This is a genomic window from Achromobacter sp. LC458 (assembly GCF_001005835.2).
Classification (GTDB): Bacteria; Pseudomonadota; Gammaproteobacteria; order Burkholderiales; family Burkholderiaceae_B; genus Achromobacter; species Achromobacter spanius_B.
Genome location: NZ_LBHW02000002.1, coordinates 173,021 through 194,605 on the forward strand (window position 1 = coordinate 173,021; position 21,585 = coordinate 194,605).

A 21,585-nucleotide genomic window follows, 5' to 3' on the forward strand; every position below is an offset into this window, starting at 1 on the left:
GTGCAGCAACCGCGCAAAGTCTGTTGCACTATAGGCTAATAAAATCTGCCGTTTTGCTGCGCTATAGGCTAATATTTTCCTAACTTATGACCGCGTACAGGCTAGAAAATGTCCCCCGAACTCAACCAACTTCGCTTGGAACAACTGCAGGCCGCGCTCTCTGCTTACGCAAACCTGCTGGGGCGAAAACCGCCTGCTAGCGGTTGGTTGAAGCTGATCCGGGAGTCACTCGGCTTGACTCAGCGGCAGCAAGCCGAACGCTTGGGAATTTCGGCACCCACGCTTCATAAATCAGAACAAGCGGAAGCGGACGAACGCATCTCGCTCAGGCAACTGCGCAAGCTGGCGGACGGACTTGATTGCGAACTTGTTTATGCCTTGGTGCCTCGCAAGCCGCTCACGGATAGGGTTCAAGAGCGCGCCCGCGCTGTCGCGCTGGAAGAGGTCGGAGGCGTTGCGCACACCATGGGCCTCGAAGACCAGCGCCCAACAGAGGACCGACTCCGTAAACAAGTAGAGCGCAGAATCGATGAACTGCTACGGGGCCGATGGTCCGAGCTATGGCGCTAGATCTTGACTATCAAGACGGCCAGACACCACTGGACCCCGATGAACGGGCGGGCCTCATCCCCGAGCACCTGAGCACCAAGGGCGACTTGAATGATTGGGAGCAGGAAAACCTGTTGCGTGCGGTGCGCTGGTTGAAAAGGGCTCGTTCGCCAGATGTTCTAAGCGAAGGATTCTGCCGAACGCTCCATTCCAAAATGTTTGACCAGACGTGGAGCTGGGCAGGGACCTTCCGGCGGTCGGACAAGAATATCGGTTGTGACTGGACGCAGGTCAGCACACGTCTATCGCAACTGCTTGCCAACACCCGTTGGGGAATCGAGCGTGGCGCCTATCCACCTGACGAAATCGCTGCCCGCTTTCACCGCGACCTGGTCTGGATTCACCCATTCCCAAACGGCAACGGGCGGCATTCCCGAATGATGGCTGACGCTCTTCTACGTAGCCTGGGGCAAGCGCAGTTTTCCTGGGGGGGCGCGGGAAATCTTGTGAACGCCTCCAACGCTCGGACTCGCTATCTCAACGCGCTACGCGCCGCGGACCAGGGCGAATATCACTTGCTGCTTGCGTTTGTTCGCAGCTAAAAGCGCCTTGCCCAGCGGGCCTGTCTATCGCGGCACCCCGGACAAGCGGTAGCCCCCAACGTCAGTGCGACGACACATAGGTGGCGTCGGCAAACGACGCAGGAATCGCGAAGCTTTCGCGCATGCGTCTCGCCTCGGCCGCCGGCGTCAAGCCGAAAAGCCGCTTGAACTCTCGGCTGAATTGCGATGTGCTTGTGTAGCCTACGGCGTGGCCCGCCGCTTCAGCGGTCAAGTCCTGGCGCACCATTAACAGCCTTGCCTGATGAAGCCGCGTCGATTTCACGTACTGCATCGGGGACACTTGCGTGACCGCCTTGAAATGGCTGTGGAAGCTGGGAACGCTCATGCCCGCCTTCTGCGCAAGCTGCGTCACATCAAGCGGTTCGGCGTACGCGGCATGAATATGCCGTAGCGACATCCCTATCCTGCCAAACTGCCCTCGCATCGCCAGTGCCTCGCGCATCGCCCCGCCTTGTGGCCCGGTCAACACGCGGAAGTACAGTTCGCGCAGCAGGCCCGGGCCCAGCACGGCGGCTTCAATTGGCTGGTGCATGGCTTCAAGAAAGCGCAGAACGCAGGTGTGCATCCTGTGGTCCATCCGAGTCGACATCATGCTCTTGGGCACCTCCGCCCCATCGCCCGCGCTTGCGTTGCCGATCTGCGCGGCCAGCTCGGCAGCCACAGTGAAATCAAGGTGCAGATAAAGCGCCAGCAATGGGCGTTCCGGTGTTGCATCGGTTTCCATGCTGAAAGGAACCGGCACCGAGACGGCAAGATAGTGATCCTCGTCGTACTGATACATCTGCCCGCCAAAGTACCCCCGCTTGCGCCCTTGGCACACGATCACAATGCCGGGGTCATACAAAACGGGGGTGCGTGAAAGCGCTCGGTCGGAACGCAGGATGCGCACGCTGGGCAGCGCGGTCAGGTTATAGCCTTCGGCGGGCGCCAAGGCGCGCAGTAGCGCGACCGTGCGCTTGGGCGTATCGGAATGCGTGGCCGAACATTGAGTCAAGGCGGCGTTTAGGCTCATAGCTTTATGCAAGAAATTCAGCGAATTCGGGCTGATAAGTCGTCTATGGCAAGAATAGTATGCAGTCTCCTCTTTGCATTTTGGAGACGCAACATGGCGTTGAACAAGATATTCCTGATCACCGGAGTCAGCAGCGGATTCGGCCGCGCGCTGGCGCAAGAAGCGCTGGCCGCCGGGCACACGGTGGTGGGCACGGTAAGAAGCGCAGACGCGAAGCGCGATTTCGAATCGCTGTCCGATGCGGCCTATGGGCGCGTGCTGGACGTCACCCAGTTCGACCGCATTGACGACGTCGTATCGGAAATCGAAACCAGCGTGGGACCTATCGACGTCCTGGTCAACAACGCCGGGTATGGGCACGAGGGCGTACTGGAAGAGTCGCCGCTATCGGAGATGCGCAGGCAGTTCGACGTGAACGTGTTCGGCGCCGTCGCCATGATGAAGGCAGTGCTGCCCTACCTGCGCGCGCGACGACGCGGTCATATCCTGAACATCACGTCGATGGGCGGACACATAACGATGCCGGGAATCGCCTACTACTGCGGCAGCAAATTCGCGCTGGAAGGCATTTCGGAAAGCCTGGGCAAAGAGGTCAAGCCCTTGGGCATTGCCGTCACCGCGGTCGCGCCCGGCTCTTTCCGAACCGACTGGGCCGGCCGCTCAATGACAAGAACCCCACGTTCCATCCCGGACTACGATGTCATCTTCGACCCGATCCGGCAGGCGCGTGAAGAGAAAAGCGGCAAGCAACTTGGCGACCCGGTCAAGGCTGCCCGCGCGATGCTTGCCGCGATCGAGGCCGACCATCCTCCGGCGCATCTATTGCTGGGCAGCGATGCGCTGATGCTGGTGCGAGCCAAGCTTGCTGCGTTGGATGACGAGTTTCGAGCGTGGGAGGCGACTACGGTGTCGACGGATGCCTGATACGCTGTAATCAAGACATGCCTTCATAGGAACAACCAGGAGAACCGCCGATGAGCCGACCGGAATTCATCAAGCACTGGACCGAACTTGAAGCGCCGGACGCGCATTCCTACCAGGGCGACACCGAACCCATGGGGCTGGACGCGCCGCCATGGAATAAAAGGGGCGTAACGAAGCGTGCCTTGCGATTGCAGCGGTCTTCTCCGAATAGTGCATCCGATTGCGCCTCCTGAATGCTATTTCGACCAAAGAAGATGCCCTCACCCGCCGATAACGTTATCGCCATCTATCAAGACCACGCAGCAGCGTTTGAAGCGCTGCGCGGGACGGGGCTTGTCGAACTCGGCTGGTTGACGAAGTTTTTGTCTTTGATGCCCGTCCAGAATGCGCAAGTGCTCGACATCGGTTGCGGCAACGGTGTCCCAATCGCGCGTCATTTGATCGAAAACGGGTGCTTGGTGACGGGCATCGATACGTCGTTGCCCTTGTTATCGCGGGCGCAATCCACTTTCCCTGACCATCAATGGATCGCCGCTGATATGCGGCGGTTGCCGTTCACCCAGAGCTTTCACGGCTTGATCGCCTGGCATAGCTTCTTCCATCTGAGCCCCGAGGACCAGCGTCCCATGTTCAGCACTTTTCGTCGTCTGGCGGCGCCCGGGGCGGTGTTGATGTTCACCAGCGGGACGTCGCTGGGAGAAGCCATTGGCCAGTTCGAAACCAAGCCGCTTTATCACGGCAGTTTGGACCCCAATGAGTACCGGCAACTGCTCAACGCCAATGGGTTTTCCGTGAAGCAGCATATGGAAAAGGATCCGGCTTGCGGTGGCGCGACGGTGTGGCTGGCGCAACGGGACGCTGCCGAGTCCTGAGCCATAACCTTCCCCCGGCGCCATTCGCTACCCCGCCTCTTGCGCCACAATCCCCAGTTCCGCCGCATACCCCGCCAGCTGCGCGCCCACGTGCAGCTTCAACGCGTCTACGAACAACTTGATCTTTGCATCCACGAATTGTCGTGATGGGTACAGCGCATACACGTTGCGCCGGTTCGTGTAATAGCCGGGCAGCACGCGCACCAGCGTGCCTCGGCGCAGATCCTCGATTGCCGAGAAGCCGGCAAGCAGGCCGATGCCCGCGCCATCGCGCAGGGCCGTCGCCATGGCGTCCATATCGTTCACGCCGAAATGCGCGCCGGGCGGGCAGTGGGTGAACGTACCGTCCGCGCTTTCCAGATGCCATTCGTCCGGGGCGTAGTCCACGGTGCTGAGCAGCACGCAGTCATGCCGGGCAAGGTCTTCGGGGGTTTGCACGGGCGGATGCTGCTTCAGGTAGGCGGGCGATGCGGCCAGGATGCAGTGGCTGACGCCGATTTTCTGGCTGACGTAGGTGGAGTCGGGCAAGGCGCGCGCGATCACGATCCCGACGTCAAGCTGCTCTTCCAGCAGGTTCGGCATGCGCTGCGAAAGCAGCAGGTCAACGGAAACATCGGGGTATTCCTGTCTGTAAGCCATCGCCGCGCGGGTGACCAGAGTGCGACCCAGGCCAGGCACCGCGTGAACGCGCAAGACGCCACGTGGCGAGATCGTTGCATGGCCTGCTTCGGCTTCCGCCCGTTCGACATCGCCCAGGATCGCCACACAGCGGTCATAGAACCGATGCCCCACGTCGGTCACAACCAGGCGGCGGGTGGATCGCTGGATCAGCCGGGCGTTCAGCCCTTCTTCCAGCGTCGTGACCGCGCGTGAAATGTTGCCGACCGTGGTGGAAAGGTGGTTGGCGACGGCAGTGAAGCTGCCCATTTCGACCACCTTCGCAAACACCGACATGTTGTAAAGCTTGTCCATCATGGGTCCATTGTGTGGGGGCGACTTTTCCTCTGGCAGAGAAAGTCATTCCTTCGCCGGGGGCTAAATCCGCGCCCGTCTCGCGCCTAGACTTCGTTCCATGGTCAGGTCCTGGCCCGGCAGGAAACGAACAATCTTATCGGAGTTTGCAGCCATGAACGGCAACTATGATCCGCTTTACCTCTTCATCAACGGCGAATGGATAGGCGCTGGCGACCGCGACACCGCCGCCGTCATCAACCCGGCCACGCGCCAGGAACTGGGCCGCGTGCCGCTTGCGACGCCCGCCGACCTGGAGCGCGCGCTTGACGTGACGCAGCAGGCGTTCAACGCATGGCGCACCGCGTTTCCCAACGAGCGTGCCCGGGTGCTCAAGCGCGGTGCGGAATTGATGCGCGAGCGGGCCGAGCACATTGCCACGCTGATGACGCTTGAAGAAGGCAAGCCGCTGGTTGAAAGCCGCGATGAAGTGTTGCGCGCGGCCGATTACTTCGACTGGTTTGCCGAAGAAGCCAAACGCATAGACGGCCGCGTCGTGCCCGCCAACCGCCCCGGCGTGCAGCAGCTGGTCAAGCGGCAAGCAATCGGGCCGGTGGCCGCTTTCACGCCCTGGAACTTTCCGGCCATCACGCCGGCACGCAAGCTGGCCGCCGCGCTTGCCGCCGGGTGCAGCGTCATCATCAAGCCGGGCGAAGAAAGCCCCGCCACCGCGCTGGCACTGGCACGTGCCCTGGACGATGCCGGCCTGCCCAAAGGCGTGCTGCAAGTGGTCTTTGGCGTGCCCGACGACGTCTCGCGGCAGTTGATTGCGTCTCCGGTGATCCGCAAGGTGACGTTCACCGGGTCGGTGCCGATCGGCAGGTTGTTGTCGGCACGCGCCGCCGAAGGGGTGAAGCCCATCACGCTGGAGCTGGGCGGGCACGGGCCGGTTCTGGTGTTCAACGATGCCGACGTCGCACGCGCCGCGATCGAAGGCGCCGCCAACCGGTTTCGTGGCACGGGCCAGGTCTGCATTTCGTCGACACGCTTTCTGGTGCAGCGCGGCGTCTATGACGAATTCCGCGAACATTTCGTCAAGGCCACGCGCGCCCTGAAAGTGGGCAACGGGCTTGATCCTGCCACGCAGGTCGGCCCGCTGGCGAACCCGCGCCAACTTGAGAAGATGCAGGCCTTGATCGCGGATGCGGTGGCGTGCGGGGCCACGGTGCTGACTGGCGGCAAAGCCATCGAAGGGGAAGGCTATTTCTTCGAACCGACAGTGCTGGCCGATGTACCGATGCAAGCCAGGATCATGCACGAAGAGCCCTTTGGCCCCATCGCGGTGCTGATGGCCTTTGATGAGCTTGCGGACGGTTTGCAGGAAGCCAACCGCTTGCCCTACGGCTTGTCCGCCTACGCGTTCACCCGCGATGCGCGCACGGCGATCGACGTGGCCGATGGGCTGGAAGCCGGCATGATCGGCATCAACCAATATCGCATCGTCGCGACCGAGCTGCCGTTCGGGGGCATGAAGGAAAGCGGACACGGTTCGGAAGGCGGCGTTGAAGGTATCGAGTACTACCTCACGCACAAGTTCATCAGTCAGGCTTGAACAGGGAAAGCACATGTCCAACATCGATTTCAGCCAGCCGCGTGAGGTCGCGCGCGCCTTTACGCCCACGCTGTCGGCCTTCGTCGACAACACGCTTTACCCCGACGTCTGGGGCGACCCCGCGCTGGCGCTCCGAGACCGCAGCCTGGTCACCGTGGCCGCGCTGATTGCCGCTGGCCACACGGACGAACTGCCTGCCCATTTGCGTCGCGCCGTCGGCAACGGTGTGACGCGTGAAGAACTGGCGGCGGCGATCACACACTTGGCGTTCTACGTCGGCTTTCCCGCAGCAATTACCGCATCGGCGATTGCACAACACACACTTGCCGCAACACCCGAAAGCGGCGCGAAGGACAAGCAATGAAAGCGATTATTTTTGAACAGTTTGGCGAGGCTGACGTGCTTGAAGTGGCCGATGTTCCCCCGCCCGAAATGCGCCCGGACGACCTTATCGTCCGCGTGCATGCCGCTGGCGTGAATCGCGCCGACCTGACGCACCGCCGGGGTGGCTACGGCCGCCCGAACTTTGGCGATTCCACCATCATGGGCCTGGAGATCGCCGGCGTAGTGCTGCAAGCAGGAAGCGCCGTGCGTGGATTCAAGGTGGGCGACCGCGTGATGGGTGTGGTGGGCGGCGGCGCCTACGCGGAAGTTGCGCGCTTGGACTGGCGCATGGCCTTGCCCGTTCCCGACGCGCTGGATTACGTCCATGCCGCCGCGATCCCCGAAGTGTTCGTCACCGCGCACGAAGCCATGCTGCACCTTGGGCGCTTGAGTGCCGGAGATTCCGTGCTGATCCACGCGGCGGCCGGCGGCGTGGGTTCCGCGGCGGTGCAGCTTGCCAGAGCGACGGGCGCCACCGTGTACGCCACGGCCGAGGCCAGCAAGCTGGCACAGGTGCAGCAACTGGGCGCCGATTGCGTCATCGACTATCGCACGCAGGACTACGCGCGGGTCGTGGCCGAACACACGTCCAAGCGGGGCGTGGACGTAGTCATCGACTTCATCGGCGCGCCCAACTTCGCACGCAACATCGCGTCGCTGGCCAACGGCGGGCGGCTGGTTCAGGTCGGTATCCTGGGCGGCGGCGGCCAGGTCAACATCGCGCTTGAAGACATCCTCTATCGCCATCTGCAAATTATCGGCACCGTCATGAAATCGCGTCCACAAGCCGAAAAACACGCAATGGTGCAGCGCTTTCGCGAGCATTGGCTGGACCGCTTTTCCAGCGGCGCCGGGCTGGTTCCCGTCGTCGACAGCACCTATACGCTTGAACGCGCATCGGACGCGCACCGCCGAATGGAATCGTCCCAGAACGTGGGGAAGATCATTTTGACGATGGGGGCGTAGGGGAACCAGGGTGGCGCGCGCGGGTGCCTGGGGCGCCAATCAGTTGTATCCTTTTGCCCGTCGTCATCATTCACGAGAGAGCGCGCGTGCATTGTCAAACTTGTGGGGCGGCGCATCGCGGTCGTGGCCGGCTTTGCGACGAGTGCAGCAAAACCTTGTCCGGCTTGTCCGACGCCAAGCAGGCGCCGCCGCCGCTGGGTGGCTTCGATGTGGAAAAGGAGCCGGCCGCTCCGGCATATAAAGAACCGCTCTCCAAGGAGGGCGGCTGGGATCGGCCGCAGCTCGTGCGCATGGACGTCATACCCATCGCGCTGGCGGGCCGTTCGCTACAGCGGGGATGGCTTGCCGCGTTCGGCGCGGCGGGGCTGGCCGTCACCATTGGCGAAGTGGCTTTCAAGTGGGGCGTGTGGTGGTTCTGGTTTGTTGTGCCCAGCGCGATTGCGTTTCTGATCGGCCATGGTTTGATGAAGAAGCGGTTTGTACGGCTTGCCGGCTTGTTCAACTTCGAAGCCGATAAGTCGGGGCGGGTCTACCTCACCACGATGGGTGGGAGCTGCCCCGTCTGCAATGCGGAAATCAAGCTGAAAGATATCGGGCCGCAGAAGCGCAGCAAGACGGTCATTCAGTGTGCGGACAACAGGACGCATCAATGGGCGTTCGACCCCAAGCAGCTGGAGTCGCTGTAGCCGGGTGGTTCATTCATCCACCGAACGCATATCGCAGGTCGTCTCGGCGGACGCGCAGAGGCCCCGAAACCACGCGCGGCCCCGCGCACGATCCTTCGGGGCAAGGCGTTCGAATTTCTCGTTGTTGCGCATCTCGTAATCAAGCAGCAGCCAGTCGCCTTCGCATGCCACGATGCCTTGCAGCGTGGCGCGCTCGGTCAGCCAGTCGTGGCCCAGGTCCAGCAGCCGTTCGGTGGCGATGTCCGGGCGCGCGTAACCCCGTGCCGACTGGATGCCGACTTGCGCATCCGCCGCTTCGATCCAGCCTTCGCCGCGATACACGGGCCGGGGCTGGCTGACGTCGCCACCCGTCATGTCGTCGCTGGCATTCTTGATCTTGAGCCAGCCGTCGCGCGCCTCGGTGACATCGAACGTCACGCTGTAGTAATCGATATCCGGATCGGGGCCATCGCTCAGCGTAGTGGGCAGGCTGCCCAGCACGTCGGACGTGGCGGACGCCTCGGCGCGCACCAGAATTTCGGGCTTCTGGTTGGTGGTCCACCCTGAAAAGGCGCATGCCGTCGGGCCTGGCGGCGTCCAGGCGGCAACGCTGGACGGGGCTTGCGCGCCCACAACGGGCGGCAGCGTCAGCGCGGCAAGCAGCACAAGCGTACGTTGAACGGTCATTGGGAATTACCGCTGAAGGCAGCTGCTGATGTCCGACGCGAGCCGGGCCATTTCCTTGTCCACGCCCAGGTCCGTGCAATAAGCGCCCGCGCCACGCAAAGACAGCTTCAAGGTAGACGTCTGCTTTGAGACCTCGGCCCGCAGACGGAAGCCGCCGGTGTTGGGCGTGCTGTAATTTTTTGACTCCAGCACGCCGGATTGCGTGTCGCGGATGGCGTAGCCGCTGTCGAACAGCGAACCATGGTCTTTGCTGGAGACGCTTGCCTGATCGATGCAGGCGAACACCGCATCAACCGATGCGTTTTGCGGCACCGCGATCGACGCGCTTTTGCTGGGACCGAATGCGTCGCACATGCCGGAGGACATAGAACAAGCGCCCAGCAATGCGGCAATACCCAACGTCAATGCCAGGCGGCCCGATCGCTGCCAGCTTGCCCACGCCTTGCGATTGCAGTGCATATCCTTGATCTCCTGAAACGCCTTGAAGTGCCATGAAGTGGCACCGTGGTTACCGTGTAGCAGCGATATTCGCGCGCCGCAACGAGGCGCGCAACGTGTGTTCCAGCTGGCCCAGACCCACATTGCCGCAGCCAACCAAGGTCAGTTCCTGCAAGCGTCGCAACGTTGCCAGCACGCTGATATCCGCAATGCGCGCGCAGTACTGGATGTTCAGAAATTCCAACTCGGCAAGGGTCGCAATCGAGCCGATCGTATCCAGCAAGGGTAGGTTCTTCAGACGCAGCGAACGCAGGCCGGGCAGCTGTTCAATGCCGGATAGCGTTGTCAGGGTCCGCCCACCCAACAGGCCAAGCGCGACCAGCGGCAGCGGCGCCAGGCGATTGAACAGCGACGAATCGAACGGCACGTTCCACAGGTTCAGTTCTTTCAACGCCAGCTGCAACGCGCTATCCACCAACGCGCCGCGCCGATCGGGAATGGCCGATAGCGATATCAACGCGGGGAAGTCCTGTGGGTCCAAGCGCAGCGTTGCGCCGACGGTCAGGGATTCCAGGCGGGGCATCGGACCCGCCTGCCAGGTATAGGTGCCCGATTGGGGATGCATGGACAAGTGGCGCAGGCTGGCGGGCAGCATATCGGCGCGCAGCCCCTTTACGACGCTGGGCAGGATGACGCCCGGTCCAATCGACAAATGGACCAGCGAGGGCAGCCGGGCGATGAGCTCGGGCAGGACTTGCAGGGGATCTTCGTGCGGCGCCCACAGGTGCACGTCTGTGATCTGGGCCAGCGTGGCCTCGTCCGGTGGCGCATCGTAGAACACGATGCGCGCATCGCCGCCGGGAAAGTGCGCGGACTGGCGGCTATGCATGAAGCGCCAAGTCTGATCCCGGCCGGGCAGGGGCGTCGAAAACGGGATGGGCGACATGCGGTTTTCCAAAGGAATTTGGATCGCCATTTTACGACGCGGATCAAGACCGCGATCACCCGTGTGAGGCGGGGCCTGGGCTCTTTGAACCTTAAGGGGCCGACCTGTCAAAAACGTGAACGACGCGGAAGCGCTCGCACACCAGCATCATGTCCGGCGAGTAACCGCCATTGCGTTCGAAGTAGGCAATGTGTTCGTCGCGCCAGACCGGGTACGGGCCTTCGCCTTCGGCGACGGCGAACGCTTCGTCGACCTGGTCAAAGCGCTGGATCAATACGCCGGTCGTCTCGATGACGCAGGCGGGGCGGCCCTGGCCGTCCAGCACGACATCGCGCCGGCCCGCTTGGGGTACGGGCTCTTCGTCGCCGAAGTGGTGCAGCGCGCCGCAAGTGGCGGTCTTGGTTCCGGCCAGCACAAGGGCCAGCAAGGCGTCGGCAAGTTCCGGCGAATCGCCGAATTGAAACGTCACGGCGTCTTCGAAGGGGGCGGGTGGTTTCATGGTTGGCATGGGTGCTGCACCTGATTCGGGTCGGGGATGGACGTTGTGCGGTCCACGGCGAGGCGCAACTTTTTGAACGCGGGCCGAGTACGAGACTGGAACGTGATGATGGCATTCTAGTGACTTTGACGCGGGCGAGCCGTGACCCCGCCGGCATGCCCATTACTTGCCACCGCCCGGCCCCTACGCGCCTGCCGCCGCGCGCGCGTGCGACCGTGACGTCAGGGTGGCCAGCATCGCCGCCACCAGCAGCACCACGGCGCTGACTGCAAAGGTGCTTCGATACCCGCTGTGGTCGAACAGCAGCCCCCCTATCGTCGACCCCAGCGCGATGGACAGCTGGATCACCGCCACCATCAAGCCGCCCGCGGCTTCGGCGGACCGGGGCATGGCTTGTGCGACCCAACTCCACCAGCCGACGGGCGCGGCAGTGGCCAGCAGCCCCCACAAGCCCAACAGTATCGCGACCACGGTCAGCGAGGCGCCGAACGGGATCAGCGCCAGGGCGATGGCCGCCATCAACACGGGGATGACGATCAGGGGCGGATACAGGCCTTTTTTGAGGACCGTGCCAATCAGGCCGGTGCCCACGACGCCCGCCACGCCAATGGCCAGCAAGACCAGCGACAACGCCGACACGCCCACGTGCGTGACGGTTTCCAGGAAAGGCCGCAAGTAGGTGAACAGCGCGAATTGCCCCATGAAGAACGCACCGCAAGCGGCCATGGCCAGCGCAACGAAGGGGCGCTTGAGCAGCGTGAAGGCGTTGCCCGACGCTCGCGTAGGCGGCTCGGCTTGCATGGCGGGCAGGCTGACCCATTGCCACGCCAGCGCCAGTGCCGCCACCGGCACCAGGCACAGGAAGGCGCCGCGCCACCCTATCGCCGCCGCCAGGTAGCTGCCCAGCGGCGGCGCCACGACGGTGGCCAGCGCATTGCCGCCATTGAAGACGGCCAAGGCGCGTGGCACCTGGCGCGGCGGTACCAGCCGCATGGCGGTCGCCGCCGACATCGACCAGAAACCGCCGATGACCACGCCGATCAGCGCGCGGCCCACCATGTACACCGGGTAATTCGGCGCCAGCGCCACGGTGGCGCCAGAGACGGCCATCAGCGCCGTCAATCCCAGCAACAGCGACTTGCGGTTCATGCTGCCGGCCAGTCTGCCGATGGACAGGCTGGTCAGTACGGCGAACGCGCCCGAAATGGCAATGCCCTGCCCTGCCAGCCCTTCGCTGACCTGGAGGTCCGTGGCGATCAGGGTCAGCAGGCTGACCGGCATGAATTCCGAGGCGATCAGCGCAAAGACGCACAACGTCATCGCAAAGACGCCGCCCCAATGGGCCGGCGCATCGGGGCTGACGTGCCCAGCGCCGGGCGCGTCGTGATCCGGCGTGCCGCCCGCCGTGGCCTGCTGCGTGGATGTGGTCATGACGCCTCCACGCGCCCCAGGTGCTTGTCGAAGAATGCGTTCAACGTCGCCCACGGAATCAACGTGACGCGGTCGTAGAGGTCGACATGGCCGGCACCGGGAACGATGTGCAGGGTCTTGGGCTCGGCCGCCCGGCGATAGGCGTCTTCGCTGAACTCGCGCGAATGCGCCTGGTCGCCCGCGATCAACAGCAGCGGGCGGGGCGAAATCGTTTCAATGTCGTTGAACGGATAGAAGTTCATGAACTTGACGTTGCTGGTCAGCGTGGGGTGCGTCGTCAATGCGGGTGAGGAGCCGGCGGGCGTGAATTGCCCGCGCGGCGTGCGGTAGAAGTCGTAGAACTCGCGGTCCACAGGCGTCGATTCGGCGGTCAGCTGATGCACGCTGCCGCTGGTGTACTTTCGTTCGCCACCGGCGAATTCCACATCGCGTTGCTGCGCGGCGTCGGCAATGATGGCCTGGCGTTGCGCAGGCGTCAGCGCGCGGTTCAACGCGTGGCGGTTGGCGGCGCCCATGTCGTACATGCTGACCGTGGCAATGGCCTTGATGCGTGGGTCGATCTTGGCCGCGCTGATGACGAAGCTGCCGCTTCCGCACACGCCGATGGCGCCGACATGGTCCCGATCGACCATGGGCTGCGCCCGCAGGAAGTCCACGGCCGCGCTGAAGTCTTCGGCGTAGATGTCCGGCGATACGGCGTTGCGCGGCTGGCCGGCGCTTGCGCCCCAGAACGACAGGTCCAAAGACAACGTGACGAAACCCTGCTCGGCCATCTTGGTGGCATACAGGTTTGCGCTTTGTTCCTTGACGGCGCCCATGGGGTGGCCGACCACAATCGCGGGCGTTTTTTTGCGGCGGTCCAGATCCTTGGGGGTGAACAGGTTGCCAGCCACCTCCATCTGGTATTGGTTCTTGAACGTCACCTTCTGGACCGTGACGCGGTCGCTGGTGTAGAAGTTATCGGCGCCTTCGGGCGTTGCGCCTGCCGGTTGCGCGGCAGCGGCCAACGCGGCGCTGCCCGTGGACGACAACGCGCCCAGCGCTGCCATGCCGGTGCCGATGCCGGCGGCCTTTAACAAGGTGCGGCGGTAGGCATCGGGTTGACGGGCCGGATCGACAGCGGCGGTTTCAAGGGGGTTGGACGCTTGCATGGCGGCTTCCTTCACGGGAATTGACGGGAATTGACGGGATGGTCTCCATTTTGAAGATGAGCGATAAGCTAGACTAGGTAATGAATCCTTAATTAGCCTATTAGCCCAGCTAATAAATAAGACGAGCCGCGCGCATGGCGAAACGCAACCTGAACGATCTGCTGGCCTTTGTTACCGTGGCGCGGGAACGCAGCTTCACGCGCGCGGCGGGCACGCTGGGCGTGACGCAATCGGCGTTAAGCCAGGCGGTGCGCGGCCTGGAAGAACGGCTGCAAATCCGGCTGCTGACGCGCACCACGCGCAGCGTGTCGCCCACGCCCGCCGGCGAACGGCTGATGCAGGCCATCGGCCACCGCTTTGACGAGATCGAAGCGGAGCTGGATGCGCTGACCGAACTGCGCGACAAGCCTGCCGGCACGGTGCGCATCACCTGCGGCGATCACATCCTGCGGTCCGTGCTGTTGCCCCGGCTGGCGCCGGTACTGCGCGATTACCCCGAAATCAATGTCGAGTTCGACGTCAGCTATGGGCTGCGCGATATCGTCGCCGACCGCTTCGATGCAGGCGTGCGCCTGGGTAACACCATCGACAAAGACATGATCGCCGTGCCAATCGGGCCGGTGCTGCGCATGGCGGTGGTGGGCTCGCCCGACTACTTTTCCCGGCATCCCATACCGTTGACGCCCGACGACCTGACCGCGCATCAATGCATCAATCAGCGCATGCCGACGTCTGGCGGCTTGTATGTGTGGGACTTTGAACGCCGGGGCCGGCAGGTGAATGTGCGCGTGGATGGGCAGCTGATCTTCAACACCGCACCGCCGCAGGTGGACGCGGCGCTGGCGGGGTTGGGGCTGGCCTTGCTGCCCGAAGATGAACTGATGCCGCACATCGAAGCCGGCGCACTGGTGCGCGTGCTGGAAGACTGGTGCCCGACGTTCACCGGCTATCACCTTTACTATCCCAGCCGCCGCCAGCCCTCGCCGGCGTTTTCCATCGTGTTGAAGGCGCTGCGACGCGGGTGATGCGTGATCGGCGCTGCGTTATCGGACCCACGCGCTTGGCGCGCTCGGATCAGCGCACGTCCGTCGCCAGCTTGACGCTCAGGCCGATCAACGCCAACCCGGCCAGCCGCCTCGCCACAGTCCGGGCGCCCGGCAATGCCGAGCAGCGCCGCGCCACCCGGTGGCCGATCGACACCAAGGCGGTTTGGTAAAGCAGGCTTAGCACCGTCACGTGCAGCATCATCGCCAACAGCGTTGCAGGGCTGGCTTGCGGCTTCAGGAACAAGGGAAAGAACGCCACAAAGAACAGCATGACCTTGGGGTTGGTCAGGCTGACCAGGAACGCGCGGCGAAAGGCGGCCCGCGCCGACACGCGCCTGGCAGGCGCCCCGCCATCCATCGCGGCCTGTTTGCGCAATAGCTGCACGCCCAGCCACAACAAGTACGCAACGCCGGACCATTGCAGCGCCCGGAAGATCAGCGGGTGCGCCTGCATGATGGCGGCCAGGCCCGCCACGGCCGCCACCATGAACAGCAGGTCGCCCGCCAGCGTGCCCATCACCGCTGCCATGCCCGCGCGCTTGCCGTTGCGCGCGGTGGCGTCAAGAATGGCGATCGTGCCCGCGCCGGGCACCGCCTGGAATATCAGGATGGCAACGATGAAACTGCCGTAGTGCTGGATATCGAGCATGCTGTTTTGGTTCAGCCGTCTGCGTTGAGGAACCCAAATTATCGAGTCCGCCCCGGGCTTCGATACAGTACATTCTTCTTCTGAAAAGCGATTTTCCTGTCGTTTTTTCTTGTGAAAATGGGGCTGCGCAAGAATGGATAAAAATGATCTGGATGACATCGCGTGGCGTCTGTTGCGCGCGCTGCAAGAGGATGCGCGCGCGCCGTTGAAGACCTTGGCCCAAGCGGCCGGTTTGTCGGTGGCGGCCACGGCGGAAAGACTTAAGCGCTTGCAGGACGCGGGCATCGCGCAGCGTTTTTCGGTTGAGGTGGACGCCGCAAAAGCGGGATACCCGGTAAAGGCCATCGTTGGCATCACGGCGACGCAGCCGGGCAAGAAGGCGCTTCTGGATCGCTTGCGCCAGGCGCCCGAAGTGCTGGAGTGCCATCACGTCGCCGGCGCGGATTCCTACATGATGACGGTGGTGGCCACTGGCCTGGCGGATCTGGAACGCTTTATCGGCACGATCAACGGCTATGGCGAAACCCGAACATCCATCGTTTTCTCCACGCCGATTGAGCGCCGGGGCGTGGTGCCGCCCGGCGTTGGCAAGCGAACCTAGCGCCCGGCCGCTGCCGCCTGCGCGCGCGGCACGGGCTTCTGGTCGAACGCCCGTTCCTCTGGCAAACTTCCCGCCATGCTACGCATCGACAACCTCAGCAAGCGCTACGGCGACTACCTTGTATTCCAAGGCCTGACTCATACGTTCGAGCCCGGCTGCATGGCGCTGTGCGAAGAAGACAGCACCGGAAAATCCAGCTTGCTGGGCATCATCGCGGGCGTGATCCCGCCTGACGGCGGAGACGTCTGGATAGACGGGCATTCCCTTGAGCAAGCACCGCGGCTCGCCCGGTCGCGCGTGGCTTATGTGCCGGACAACTGCCTGGAATTTCCCACGCAGACCGGGCGCGACTTCCTGCTGAAAGCGGCGGCGCAAAAAAACGTCGGCCTGGATGACAGCGTGCTGGATCTGGCATCGCGCCTGGGGTTGGAACCGCATCTGGACAAGCGCTTTGAGCAGATGTCCACGGGCACGCGCCGCAAGGTGTACCTGACGGCCGCCGCGCTGGGCGAGCCGGCCGTCGTGGTTGCCGACGGTGCCAGCAACGGGCTGGACGCGCAGGCGCGCGCCGTGCTGGCCGACGTGTTCAAGACCTGGGCGCGCGACCGCGTCGTGCTGTTTGCCAGCCACGACCCCGAACTGGTGCAAGCCTGCAACGCGCGCATGCTTAACGTGGCCGATCTGCGCCAGGCAGCGGGGCCAGCTAGCCGCTAGCCGCTGGCTGTTGACCGTCGACTGTTCACCGCCAGCCGCTAGCCGCCAGCCGCTAGCCGTTAGCCGTTAGCCGATAGCCGTTAGCCCCCGCGCGCGCCTTGAAACACATCAGCGCTTGGACGCCTGCAAGACCTCGATGAACGCCTTGCTGAATGCGGGGATGTCGTCGGGTTTGCGGCTGGATACCAGCGTGCCGTCCACCACCACTTCCTGATCCACCCAGTTGGCGCCAGCGTTGCGCAGGTCGTCCTGTAGCGACGGCCAGCTGGTCATGGTGCGGCCGCGCACGACGTTCGCGGACACCAGCAGCCACGGCCCGTGGCAGATAACGGCAACGGGCTTGCCCGCGTCCAACATGGCGCGCACAAAGTCCTGCGCCTTGGGATGCATGCGGATTTCGTCCCCGTTCATTACGCCGCCGGGCAACAGCAGCCCGTCGAATACCGAGGGTTCCGCTTCGGCCTGCGTGAACGTCAGGTCCACGGGAAAGCGGTCGCCGGGTTTGTCGTGATGCATGCCTTGAATCGGCTCGCTGCGCGCCGATATCAACACGGTGCGGGCGCCTTCCGCTTGCAGACGGTCGCGCGGACCGGTCAGTTCTACCTGTTCGAAACCATCCACGGCCAGAATCGCGATGGTCATGTCGTTAAGAGTTGCCATGATTGCTCCCTGTGCGGGGCCCCGTGCGAGCGACACGCGGCGGGCCGGGGCCGCGCCCGCCGAGTCGTTGGCCCAGCAAGTGCCATGCCGACAGCGCGCGAGGGCTAGGGAATATCAGGCGCGGACCGCGCAGGCCACTCAGGCCACTCAGGCCACGTTGGCGAAACGCTGGTCCAGATACGCAATGATCTCGCTGGATTCATACATCCAGCGCGTGCCGGCGGCCTCGTCGATACGCAGGCAAGGCACCTTGATCTTGCCGCCGCCGGCCAGCAGCTGTTCACGCGCCTGGGGGTCGTTCTTGGCGTCGTGCAGCGTTACGGGCACGTTCAGGCGGTGCATGGCCCGACGCGTTTTCACGCAGAACGGGCAGGCCTTGAATTGGTAGAGCGACAGCGCGGCGGCTTCCGCGTTGACGCTGGCCTGGCCTTGGGCCGATCGCTGTTGCGGGCGCGGACGAGTCAGCGCGTCGCCAATGACGATCAGTTGACCCAGGCCGACACGCAGGGCTTTGACTAGCATGGAGAATGGACTCACAACAAAGGAAAGAGGCGGTCAGTCTACTCTTTCGCCGCGCCCCGCCCTCAGGTCTGTGCCGACTCGTGGCCGTGCAGGGTCTTCAGCCTTCGCAATTCCGGAAACCACCGCATCCACAGCCCGGCGACCGCAATCGTGCCCATGCCACCCAGCACCACGGCCGGCACCGCGCCGAACAGCTCGGCCGTCAAACCGGATTCAAATTCGCCCAGCTGGTTCGACGCGCCGATAAACAAGGTGTTCACCGCGCTGACACGGCCCAGCATGTGGTCGGGCGTGTTCAGCTGCACCAGCGAGGACCGCACCACGACACTGACCGCGTCGGCCGCGCCCAGCACGACCAGGGCCGCCACGGACAACGGAATTGACGTGGACAAACCAAATACGGTCGTCGCCAACCCGAACACGATCAGCGAACCGAACAGCAGCCGCCCGACGTTGTCGCCCAGGTTTAAGCGCGCCAGCGTCAACGACATCAAGGCCGCGCCGCACGCGGGCGCCGCGCGCAAGGCGCCCAAGGCCCATGGCCCGGCATTAAGGATGTCTTTGGCGAACAGCGGCAGCAAGGCCGTGGCGCCGCCCAGCAGCACCGCGAATAGATCCAGCGACAAGGTGCCCAGCAGCAGCCGGCGTTGGAAGATGAAGGTGATGCCCGCGAACAGCGTGCGCCAGGTTGTGGGTTCCTTGCGCGGCGGCGCGCGTTCGATGACCAGGGTGGCAATGGACGCGAATGCCGTCAGGTACAACGCGGCTGCCACGCAATAGATCCAGCCGGCGCCCAGGCTGTAGCCGATGCCGCCCAGCGCGGGTCCGGCGATCTGGGCGATCTGCCCGCCCGATGATGACAGTGCCGTGGCGCGCGGCAGCCATGCGCGCGGCACCACGGCGGGGATGAGCGTGGACAAGGTGGGTGCTTCGAACGCGCGCGCCGAACTCATGATGATGATGGTGGCGTAGATCAGCGTCTTGCCGCCCACGCCATGCAGCGCGGCAATGGCCAGCACCAGCGTCGCCAGCGTTTCCATCGCCATGCACACGGCGACGATCTTGCGGCGGTCGTAGCGGTCGGCCACGTGGCCCACCACCAGCGTCAGCGCGGCCATGGGCAGGAACTGGGCCAGGCCGATCAAGCCCAGGTCCATGGCGCTGCCGGACAGCGCGTAGATCTGCCAGCCGACCGCTACCGAGACGATCTGGAAGGCCAGTGACGCGCTGACGCGGGCGAACAGGAAGTGCAGGAAAGGTGGGCGGGTAAGCGGACTGGGAGAATCGGGGGCGGGCATGAGAGCGTGCGCGGCAGGCGCGCGGACGGCGCCGGAAGGCACATTCTAGTGACAGCCGGCTGACGCGAAACTAAAGCGACAGCCGGCGGCGCAATGCGCAGCGGTCAAGGCGGCAGAGCGCGCCTCGCAGGCCATGCCGCCGAGGGCGCCGCCAGCCCTTGCCGCCAGCCCGTGCCACCAGCCCGCGCCACCAGCCCGCGCCACCAACCCGTGCCACCAACCCGTGCCACCAACCCGCGCCACCCCTCCGCGCCACCCCTCCGCGACCGTGTGCGGCGATTCGCGTTTACGCCCCGATCGACACCAGCTCGGCGCCTTCGGTGACCTGGTCGCCCACGCCGTAGAAAACTTCTTCGACCTTGCCGTCGCCCGGCGCGGAAATGGTGTGCTCCATTTTCATGGCTTCCATCACCAGAAGCGGTTGGCCCTTTTCGACCGTGTCGCCCGCCTTGACCGAGATCGAGATGATCTTGCCCGGCATCGGCGCGGTCAGGCCGCCGGCATGCTCGCCCTGCGTGTCCTGCGCGTGCGCCAGCGGGTCGTACAGTTCCAGCACATGTGCGCCGTTGTCGCCAAAGACGTGGGCGCGGTCGGCGTGCAGCACGACGGTGCCGGCGTTTTCATGGCCGGCCAGCGTAATGCGCAGGCCATAGGCCAGGTTGGGGTTCGCGCTGGCATGCGCGCGCCACAGGAACGGCTGCGGACCCGCGCCGGTGTCCAGCGTCCACGCGCCGCCTTGGCGCGCAACGGTGACGCGGCGCGTCTCGCCGTTGTCCACCCATTGCAGGTGGCGCTGATACTGGCCGCCCAAGCGCCAGCCGTCGCGTGCATCCCAAGGGTCGGCGGGGCCTTTGCCGGCAGACGTTGCGTTCGGCTGGGCCAGGCCCTGGCGCACCAGCACGGCGGCCGATGCCAGCGCCAGCGTGGCGGCGTCGGCGGGCTGCGGTTCGGGCAGCAGCGTGGCGCGCTGGCGTTCGATCAGGCCGGTGTCCAGGTCGGCCGCCGCGAACGCGGTGTCTTTCATCAGCCGCGACAGGAAGGCCACGTTGGTCTGCACGCCCACGGCCTGCGTTTGCGCCAACGCCTGCAACATGCGCTGGCGGGCCTGGTCGCGGTCGGCGCCATGCACGATCAGCTTGGCGATCATGGGGTCATAGAACGGCGTGATCGTGTCGCCCGTGCGCACGCCACCATCGACGCGGATGTCGGCGTTGGCGAACGCGGTGTGCGGCGGCAGGCCCAGGTAGGCCAGGGTGCCGATCGACGGCAGGAAGCCCTTTTCAGGGTTCTCGGCGTAGATGCGGGCCTCGATGGCATGGCCGTTGATGCGCAGGTCTTCCTGGCGCGCCGGCAGCGGCTGGCCGGCGGCCACGCGCAGCTGCCATTCCACCAGGTCGTGGCCGGTGATCATTTCCGTGACCGGGTGTTCGACTTGCAGCCGCGTATTCATTTCCATGAAGTAAAAGCGGCCGTCGGGCTCGGCAATGAATTCCACCGTGCCCGCGCCCACATAGCCCACGGCGCGCGCGGCGGCCACGGCGGCTTCGCCCATGGCGCGGCGGCGCTCTTCGGTCATGCCGGGGGCGGGGGCTTCTTCAATGACTTTCTGGTGGCGGCGCTGCACCGAGCAATCGCGTTCAAACAGGTAGACGCAATTGCCCTGCGTGTCCGCGAACACCTGGATTTCAATGTGGCGTGGCTTTTGCAGATAGCGTTCGATCAGCACGCGGTCATCGCCAAAGCTGGATGCCGCTTCGCGTTGGCACGAGGCCAGCGCGTCCAGGAATGCACCGGAAGATTCCACGACGCGCATGCCCTTGCCGCCGCCGCCCGCGCTGGCCTTGATCAGCACGGGGTAGCCGATGCCGTCCGCCTGCGTCTTCAGGAATTGCGGGTCCTGGTTGTCGCCGTGATAGCCGGGCACCAGCGGCACGCCGGCTTTTTCCATCAGCGATTTGGCGGCTGATTTGCTGCCCATGGCGGCAATGGCGGATGCCGGCGGGCCCACGAACGCGATGCCGGCCTGTTGAGCGGCTTGCGCGAACGCTTCATTTTCCGACAAGAAACCATACCCCGGGTGGATGGCGCCCGCGCCGGTGTCGCGCGCGGCTTGCAGGATGGCGTCGGCGCGCAGATAGCTGGCGCGCGGTTCCGATCCGCCGATGTACACGGCTTGATCGCAAGCGGCCACGTGGCGCGCGTTGGCGTCCGCGTCCGAATAGACGGCGACGGTGCGGATGCCCATGCGGCGGGCAGTGGCGGCGACGCGGCAGGCGATCTCGCCGCGATTGGCAATCAGCAAAGTGTCGAACATGAATGTCATCCTGGCTGTAATTCTTCTTGAACTGCAAGCGCTGCGGTAAGGGGCGCGATGGGGCCGATGCC

24 protein-coding genes and 1 pseudogene are annotated in these 21,585 nt (G+C 64.3%); 12 read left to right on the forward strand and 13 right to left on the reverse strand.

Annotated elements, in window-relative coordinates; genetic code table 11:
* Positions 1-108: 108 nt before the first annotated feature.
* Together YH64_RS02985 and YH64_RS02990 are read left to right on the forward strand one after the other, a co-directional pair.
* Positions 109-570, forward strand: coding sequence for a mobile mystery protein A (locus YH64_RS02985; RefSeq protein ID WP_082134412.1), 462 nt, complete (start codon positions 109-111; stop codon positions 568-570).
* Positions 561-1,151 carry a mobile mystery protein B gene (locus YH64_RS02990; protein WP_046804052.1) on the forward strand — a complete coding sequence of 197 codons (591 nt, stop codon included), beginning with the start codon at positions 561-563 and terminating at the stop codon, positions 1,149-1,151. The genes YH64_RS02985 and YH64_RS02990 overlap by 10 nt, the downstream gene beginning before the upstream one ends.
* A 61-nt stretch (positions 1,152-1,212) precedes the next feature.
* Here the strand turns inward: YH64_RS02990 and YH64_RS02995 are convergent, their stop codons facing one another.
* A complete protein-coding gene (locus YH64_RS02995) occupies positions 1,213-2,184 on the reverse strand; it encodes an AraC family transcriptional regulator (RefSeq protein ID WP_046803974.1) in 972 nt (323 codons plus the stop codon).
* Positions 2,185-2,277: 93 nt separating this feature from the next.
* On the opposite strand from YH64_RS02995, the gene YH64_RS03000 reads away from it, so the two are divergent.
* The 3 genes and pseudogenes from YH64_RS03000 (at position 2,278) to YH64_RS03010 (ending at position 3,980) form a co-directional block, all read left to right on the forward strand.
* A complete protein-coding gene (locus tag YH64_RS03000; RefSeq protein ID WP_046803973.1) occupies positions 2,278-3,108 on the forward strand; it encodes an oxidoreductase in 831 nt (276 codons plus the stop codon).
* Between the two features lie 50 nt (positions 3,109-3,158).
* Positions 3,159-3,261 (forward strand): annotated as a pseudogene (locus tag YH64_RS30440) (cupin); the annotation flags it as partial.
* A 101-nt stretch (positions 3,262-3,362) separates the two neighbouring features.
* A complete protein-coding gene (locus YH64_RS03010) occupies positions 3,363-3,980 on the forward strand; it encodes a class I SAM-dependent methyltransferase (protein WP_046803972.1) in 618 nt (205 codons plus the stop codon).
* A gap of 27 nt (positions 3,981-4,007) precedes the next feature.
* On the opposite strand, the gene YH64_RS03015 is transcribed toward YH64_RS03010, so the two are convergent.
* Entirely contained in the window at positions 4,008-4,952 is a 945-nt protein-coding gene (locus YH64_RS03015) for a LysR family transcriptional regulator (RefSeq protein WP_046804051.1), read from the reverse strand.
* Between the two features lie 154 nt (positions 4,953-5,106).
* Here YH64_RS03015 and YH64_RS03020 point away from each other — a divergent pair, with 154 nt between their 5' ends.
* The 4 genes from YH64_RS03020 to YH64_RS03035 all read left to right on the forward strand — a co-directional run bounded on the left by YH64_RS03020 (position 5,107) and on the right by YH64_RS03035 (position 8,579).
* Positions 5,107-6,543, forward strand: coding sequence for an NAD-dependent succinate-semialdehyde dehydrogenase (locus YH64_RS03020; RefSeq protein WP_046803971.1), 1,437 nt, complete (start codon positions 5,107-5,109; stop codon positions 6,541-6,543).
* A 13-nt stretch (positions 6,544-6,556) separates the two neighbouring features.
* On the forward strand, positions 6,557-6,907 hold the full coding sequence (locus tag YH64_RS03025; RefSeq protein WP_046803970.1) for a carboxymuconolactone decarboxylase family protein: 351 nt from the start codon (positions 6,557-6,559) through the stop codon (positions 6,905-6,907).
* Positions 6,904-7,893, forward strand: coding sequence for an NAD(P)H-quinone oxidoreductase (locus tag YH64_RS03030; protein ID WP_046803969.1), 990 nt, complete (start codon positions 6,904-6,906; stop codon positions 7,891-7,893). The genes YH64_RS03025 and YH64_RS03030 overlap by 4 nt, the downstream gene beginning before the upstream one ends.
* A 164-nt stretch (positions 7,894-8,057) precedes the next feature.
* Positions 8,058-8,579, forward strand: a complete 522-nt coding sequence (locus YH64_RS03035; RefSeq protein WP_143215230.1) for a hypothetical protein — start codon at positions 8,058-8,060, stop codon at positions 8,577-8,579.
* 9 nt (positions 8,580-8,588) lie between these two features.
* On the opposite strand, the gene YH64_RS03040 is transcribed toward YH64_RS03035, so the two are convergent.
* From YH64_RS03040 to YH64_RS03065, 6 genes are all read right to left on the reverse strand, one after another.
* Positions 8,589-9,245: a hypothetical protein gene (locus YH64_RS03040; protein ID WP_046803967.1), complete on the reverse strand. Its 657-nt coding sequence runs from the start codon at positions 9,243-9,245 to the stop codon at positions 8,589-8,591.
* A gap of 6 nt (positions 9,246-9,251) precedes the next feature.
* Positions 9,252-9,704 (reverse strand): hypothetical protein, encoded by a 453-nt coding sequence (locus tag YH64_RS03045; protein WP_046803966.1) that lies wholly within the window; start codon positions 9,702-9,704, stop codon positions 9,252-9,254.
* A gap of 49 nt (positions 9,705-9,753) precedes the next feature.
* Positions 9,754-10,629, reverse strand: a complete 876-nt coding sequence (locus YH64_RS03050; protein ID WP_046803965.1) for a hypothetical protein — start codon at positions 10,627-10,629, stop codon at positions 9,754-9,756.
* A 91-nt stretch (positions 10,630-10,720) separates the two neighbouring features.
* Positions 10,721-11,137 carry an ASCH domain-containing protein gene (locus YH64_RS03055; protein WP_240434016.1) on the reverse strand — a complete coding sequence of 139 codons (417 nt, stop codon included), beginning with the start codon at positions 11,135-11,137 and terminating at the stop codon, positions 10,721-10,723.
* A 174-nt stretch (positions 11,138-11,311) separates the two neighbouring features.
* Positions 11,312-12,559 (reverse strand): MFS transporter, encoded by a 1,248-nt coding sequence (locus YH64_RS03060; protein WP_082134411.1) that lies wholly within the window; start codon positions 12,557-12,559, stop codon positions 11,312-11,314.
* Positions 12,556-13,710: an alpha/beta hydrolase gene (locus YH64_RS03065; protein ID WP_082134416.1), complete on the reverse strand. Its 1,155-nt coding sequence runs from the start codon at positions 13,708-13,710 to the stop codon at positions 12,556-12,558. Before YH64_RS03065 ends, YH64_RS03060 begins: the two co-directional genes overlap by 4 nt.
* Positions 13,711-13,844: 134 nt before the next feature.
* Between YH64_RS03065 and YH64_RS03070 the strand changes: the two genes are divergently transcribed.
* Positions 13,845-14,735, forward strand: coding sequence for a LysR family transcriptional regulator (locus YH64_RS03070; protein ID WP_046803964.1), 891 nt, complete (start codon positions 13,845-13,847; stop codon positions 14,733-14,735).
* Positions 14,736-14,784: 49 nt separating this feature from the next.
* Here the strand turns inward: YH64_RS03070 and YH64_RS03075 are convergent, their stop codons facing one another.
* Positions 14,785-15,405, reverse strand: coding sequence for a LysE family translocator (locus YH64_RS03075; RefSeq protein ID WP_046803963.1), 621 nt, complete (start codon positions 15,403-15,405; stop codon positions 14,785-14,787).
* 133 nt (positions 15,406-15,538) lie between these two features.
* Here YH64_RS03075 and YH64_RS03080 point away from each other — a divergent pair, with 133 nt between their 5' ends.
* Together YH64_RS03080 and YH64_RS03085 are read left to right on the forward strand one after the other, a co-directional pair.
* Positions 15,539-16,006: an Lrp/AsnC family transcriptional regulator gene (locus YH64_RS03080; protein WP_046803962.1), complete on the forward strand. Its 468-nt coding sequence runs from the start codon at positions 15,539-15,541 to the stop codon at positions 16,004-16,006.
* 75 nt (positions 16,007-16,081) lie between these two features.
* Positions 16,082-16,720: an ATP-binding cassette domain-containing protein gene (locus YH64_RS03085; RefSeq protein ID WP_046803961.1), complete on the forward strand. Its 639-nt coding sequence runs from the start codon at positions 16,082-16,084 to the stop codon at positions 16,718-16,720.
* 108 nt (positions 16,721-16,828) lie between these two features.
* On the opposite strand, the gene YH64_RS03090 is transcribed toward YH64_RS03085, so the two are convergent.
* The 4 genes from YH64_RS03090 to YH64_RS03105 form a co-directional block, all read right to left on the reverse strand.
* Positions 16,829-17,380, reverse strand: a complete 552-nt coding sequence (locus YH64_RS03090) for a type 1 glutamine amidotransferase domain-containing protein (protein WP_046803960.1) — start codon at positions 17,378-17,380, stop codon at positions 16,829-16,831.
* 147 nt (positions 17,381-17,527) lie between these two features.
* Entirely contained in the window at positions 17,528-17,902 is a 375-nt protein-coding gene (locus YH64_RS03095; RefSeq protein WP_046803959.1) for a glutathione S-transferase N-terminal domain-containing protein, read from the reverse strand.
* Between the two features lie 62 nt (positions 17,903-17,964).
* Positions 17,965-19,200, reverse strand: coding sequence for an MFS transporter (locus YH64_RS03100; protein ID WP_046803958.1), 1,236 nt, complete (start codon positions 19,198-19,200; stop codon positions 17,965-17,967).
* A gap of 286 nt (positions 19,201-19,486) precedes the next feature.
* A complete protein-coding gene (locus tag YH64_RS03105; RefSeq protein ID WP_046804047.1) occupies positions 19,487-21,514 on the reverse strand; it encodes an acetyl/propionyl/methylcrotonyl-CoA carboxylase subunit alpha in 2,028 nt (675 codons plus the stop codon).
* Between the last annotated feature and the right edge of the window lie 71 nt (positions 21,515-21,585).

Coding starts and splice junctions, on each gene's coding strand:
- YH64_RS03015 (WP_046804051.1), bottom strand. CDS start 4,952: ATGGACAAGCTTTACAACATGTCGGTGTTTGCGAAGGTGGTCGAAATG.
- YH64_RS03055 (WP_240434016.1), bottom strand. CDS start 11,137: ATGCCAACCATGAAACCACCCGCCCCCTTCGAAGACGCCGTGACGTTT.
- YH64_RS02995 (WP_046803974.1), bottom strand. CDS start 2,184: ATGAGCCTAAACGCCGCCTTGACTCAATGTTCGGCCACGCATTCCGAT.
- YH64_RS03100 (WP_046803958.1), bottom strand. CDS start 19,200: ATGCCCGCCCCCGATTCTCCCAGTCCGCTTACCCGCCCACCTTTCCTG.
- YH64_RS03050 (WP_046803965.1), bottom strand. CDS start 10,629: ATGTCGCCCATCCCGTTTTCGACGCCCCTGCCCGGCCGGGATCAGACT.
- YH64_RS03075 (WP_046803963.1), bottom strand. CDS start 15,405: ATGCTCGATATCCAGCACTACGGCAGTTTCATCGTTGCCATCCTGATA.
- YH64_RS03030 (WP_046803969.1), top strand. CDS start 6,904: ATGAAAGCGATTATTTTTGAACAGTTTGGCGAGGCTGACGTGCTTGAA.
- YH64_RS03045 (WP_046803966.1), bottom strand. CDS start 9,704: ATGCACTGCAATCGCAAGGCGTGGGCAAGCTGGCAGCGATCGGGCCGC.
- YH64_RS03000 (WP_046803973.1), top strand. CDS start 2,278: ATGGCGTTGAACAAGATATTCCTGATCACCGGAGTCAGCAGCGGATTC.
- YH64_RS03090 (WP_046803960.1), bottom strand. CDS start 17,380: ATGGCAACTCTTAACGACATGACCATCGCGATTCTGGCCGTGGATGGT.
- YH64_RS03070 (WP_046803964.1), top strand. CDS start 13,845: ATGGCGAAACGCAACCTGAACGATCTGCTGGCCTTTGTTACCGTGGCG.
- YH64_RS02985 (WP_082134412.1), top strand. CDS start 109: ATGTCCCCCGAACTCAACCAACTTCGCTTGGAACAACTGCAGGCCGCG.
- YH64_RS03065 (WP_082134416.1), bottom strand. CDS start 13,710: ATGCAAGCGTCCAACCCCCTTGAAACCGCCGCTGTCGATCCGGCCCGT.
- YH64_RS02990 (WP_046804052.1), top strand. CDS start 561: ATGGCGCTAGATCTTGACTATCAAGACGGCCAGACACCACTGGACCCC.
- YH64_RS03095 (WP_046803959.1), bottom strand. CDS start 17,902: ATGCTAGTCAAAGCCCTGCGTGTCGGCCTGGGTCAACTGATCGTCATT.
- YH64_RS03105 (WP_046804047.1), bottom strand. CDS start 21,514: ATGTTCGACACTTTGCTGATTGCCAATCGCGGCGAGATCGCCTGCCGC.
- YH64_RS03040 (WP_046803967.1), bottom strand. CDS start 9,245: ATGACCGTTCAACGTACGCTTGTGCTGCTTGCCGCGCTGACGCTGCCG.
- YH64_RS03080 (WP_046803962.1), top strand. CDS start 15,539: ATGGATAAAAATGATCTGGATGACATCGCGTGGCGTCTGTTGCGCGCG.
- YH64_RS03085 (WP_046803961.1), top strand. CDS start 16,082: ATGCTACGCATCGACAACCTCAGCAAGCGCTACGGCGACTACCTTGTA.
- YH64_RS03060 (WP_082134411.1), bottom strand. CDS start 12,559: ATGACCACATCCACGCAGCAGGCCACGGCGGGCGGCACGCCGGATCAC.
- YH64_RS03010 (WP_046803972.1), top strand. CDS start 3,363: ATGCCCTCACCCGCCGATAACGTTATCGCCATCTATCAAGACCACGCA.
- YH64_RS03025 (WP_046803970.1), top strand. CDS start 6,557: ATGTCCAACATCGATTTCAGCCAGCCGCGTGAGGTCGCGCGCGCCTTT.
- YH64_RS03020 (WP_046803971.1), top strand. CDS start 5,107: ATGAACGGCAACTATGATCCGCTTTACCTCTTCATCAACGGCGAATGG.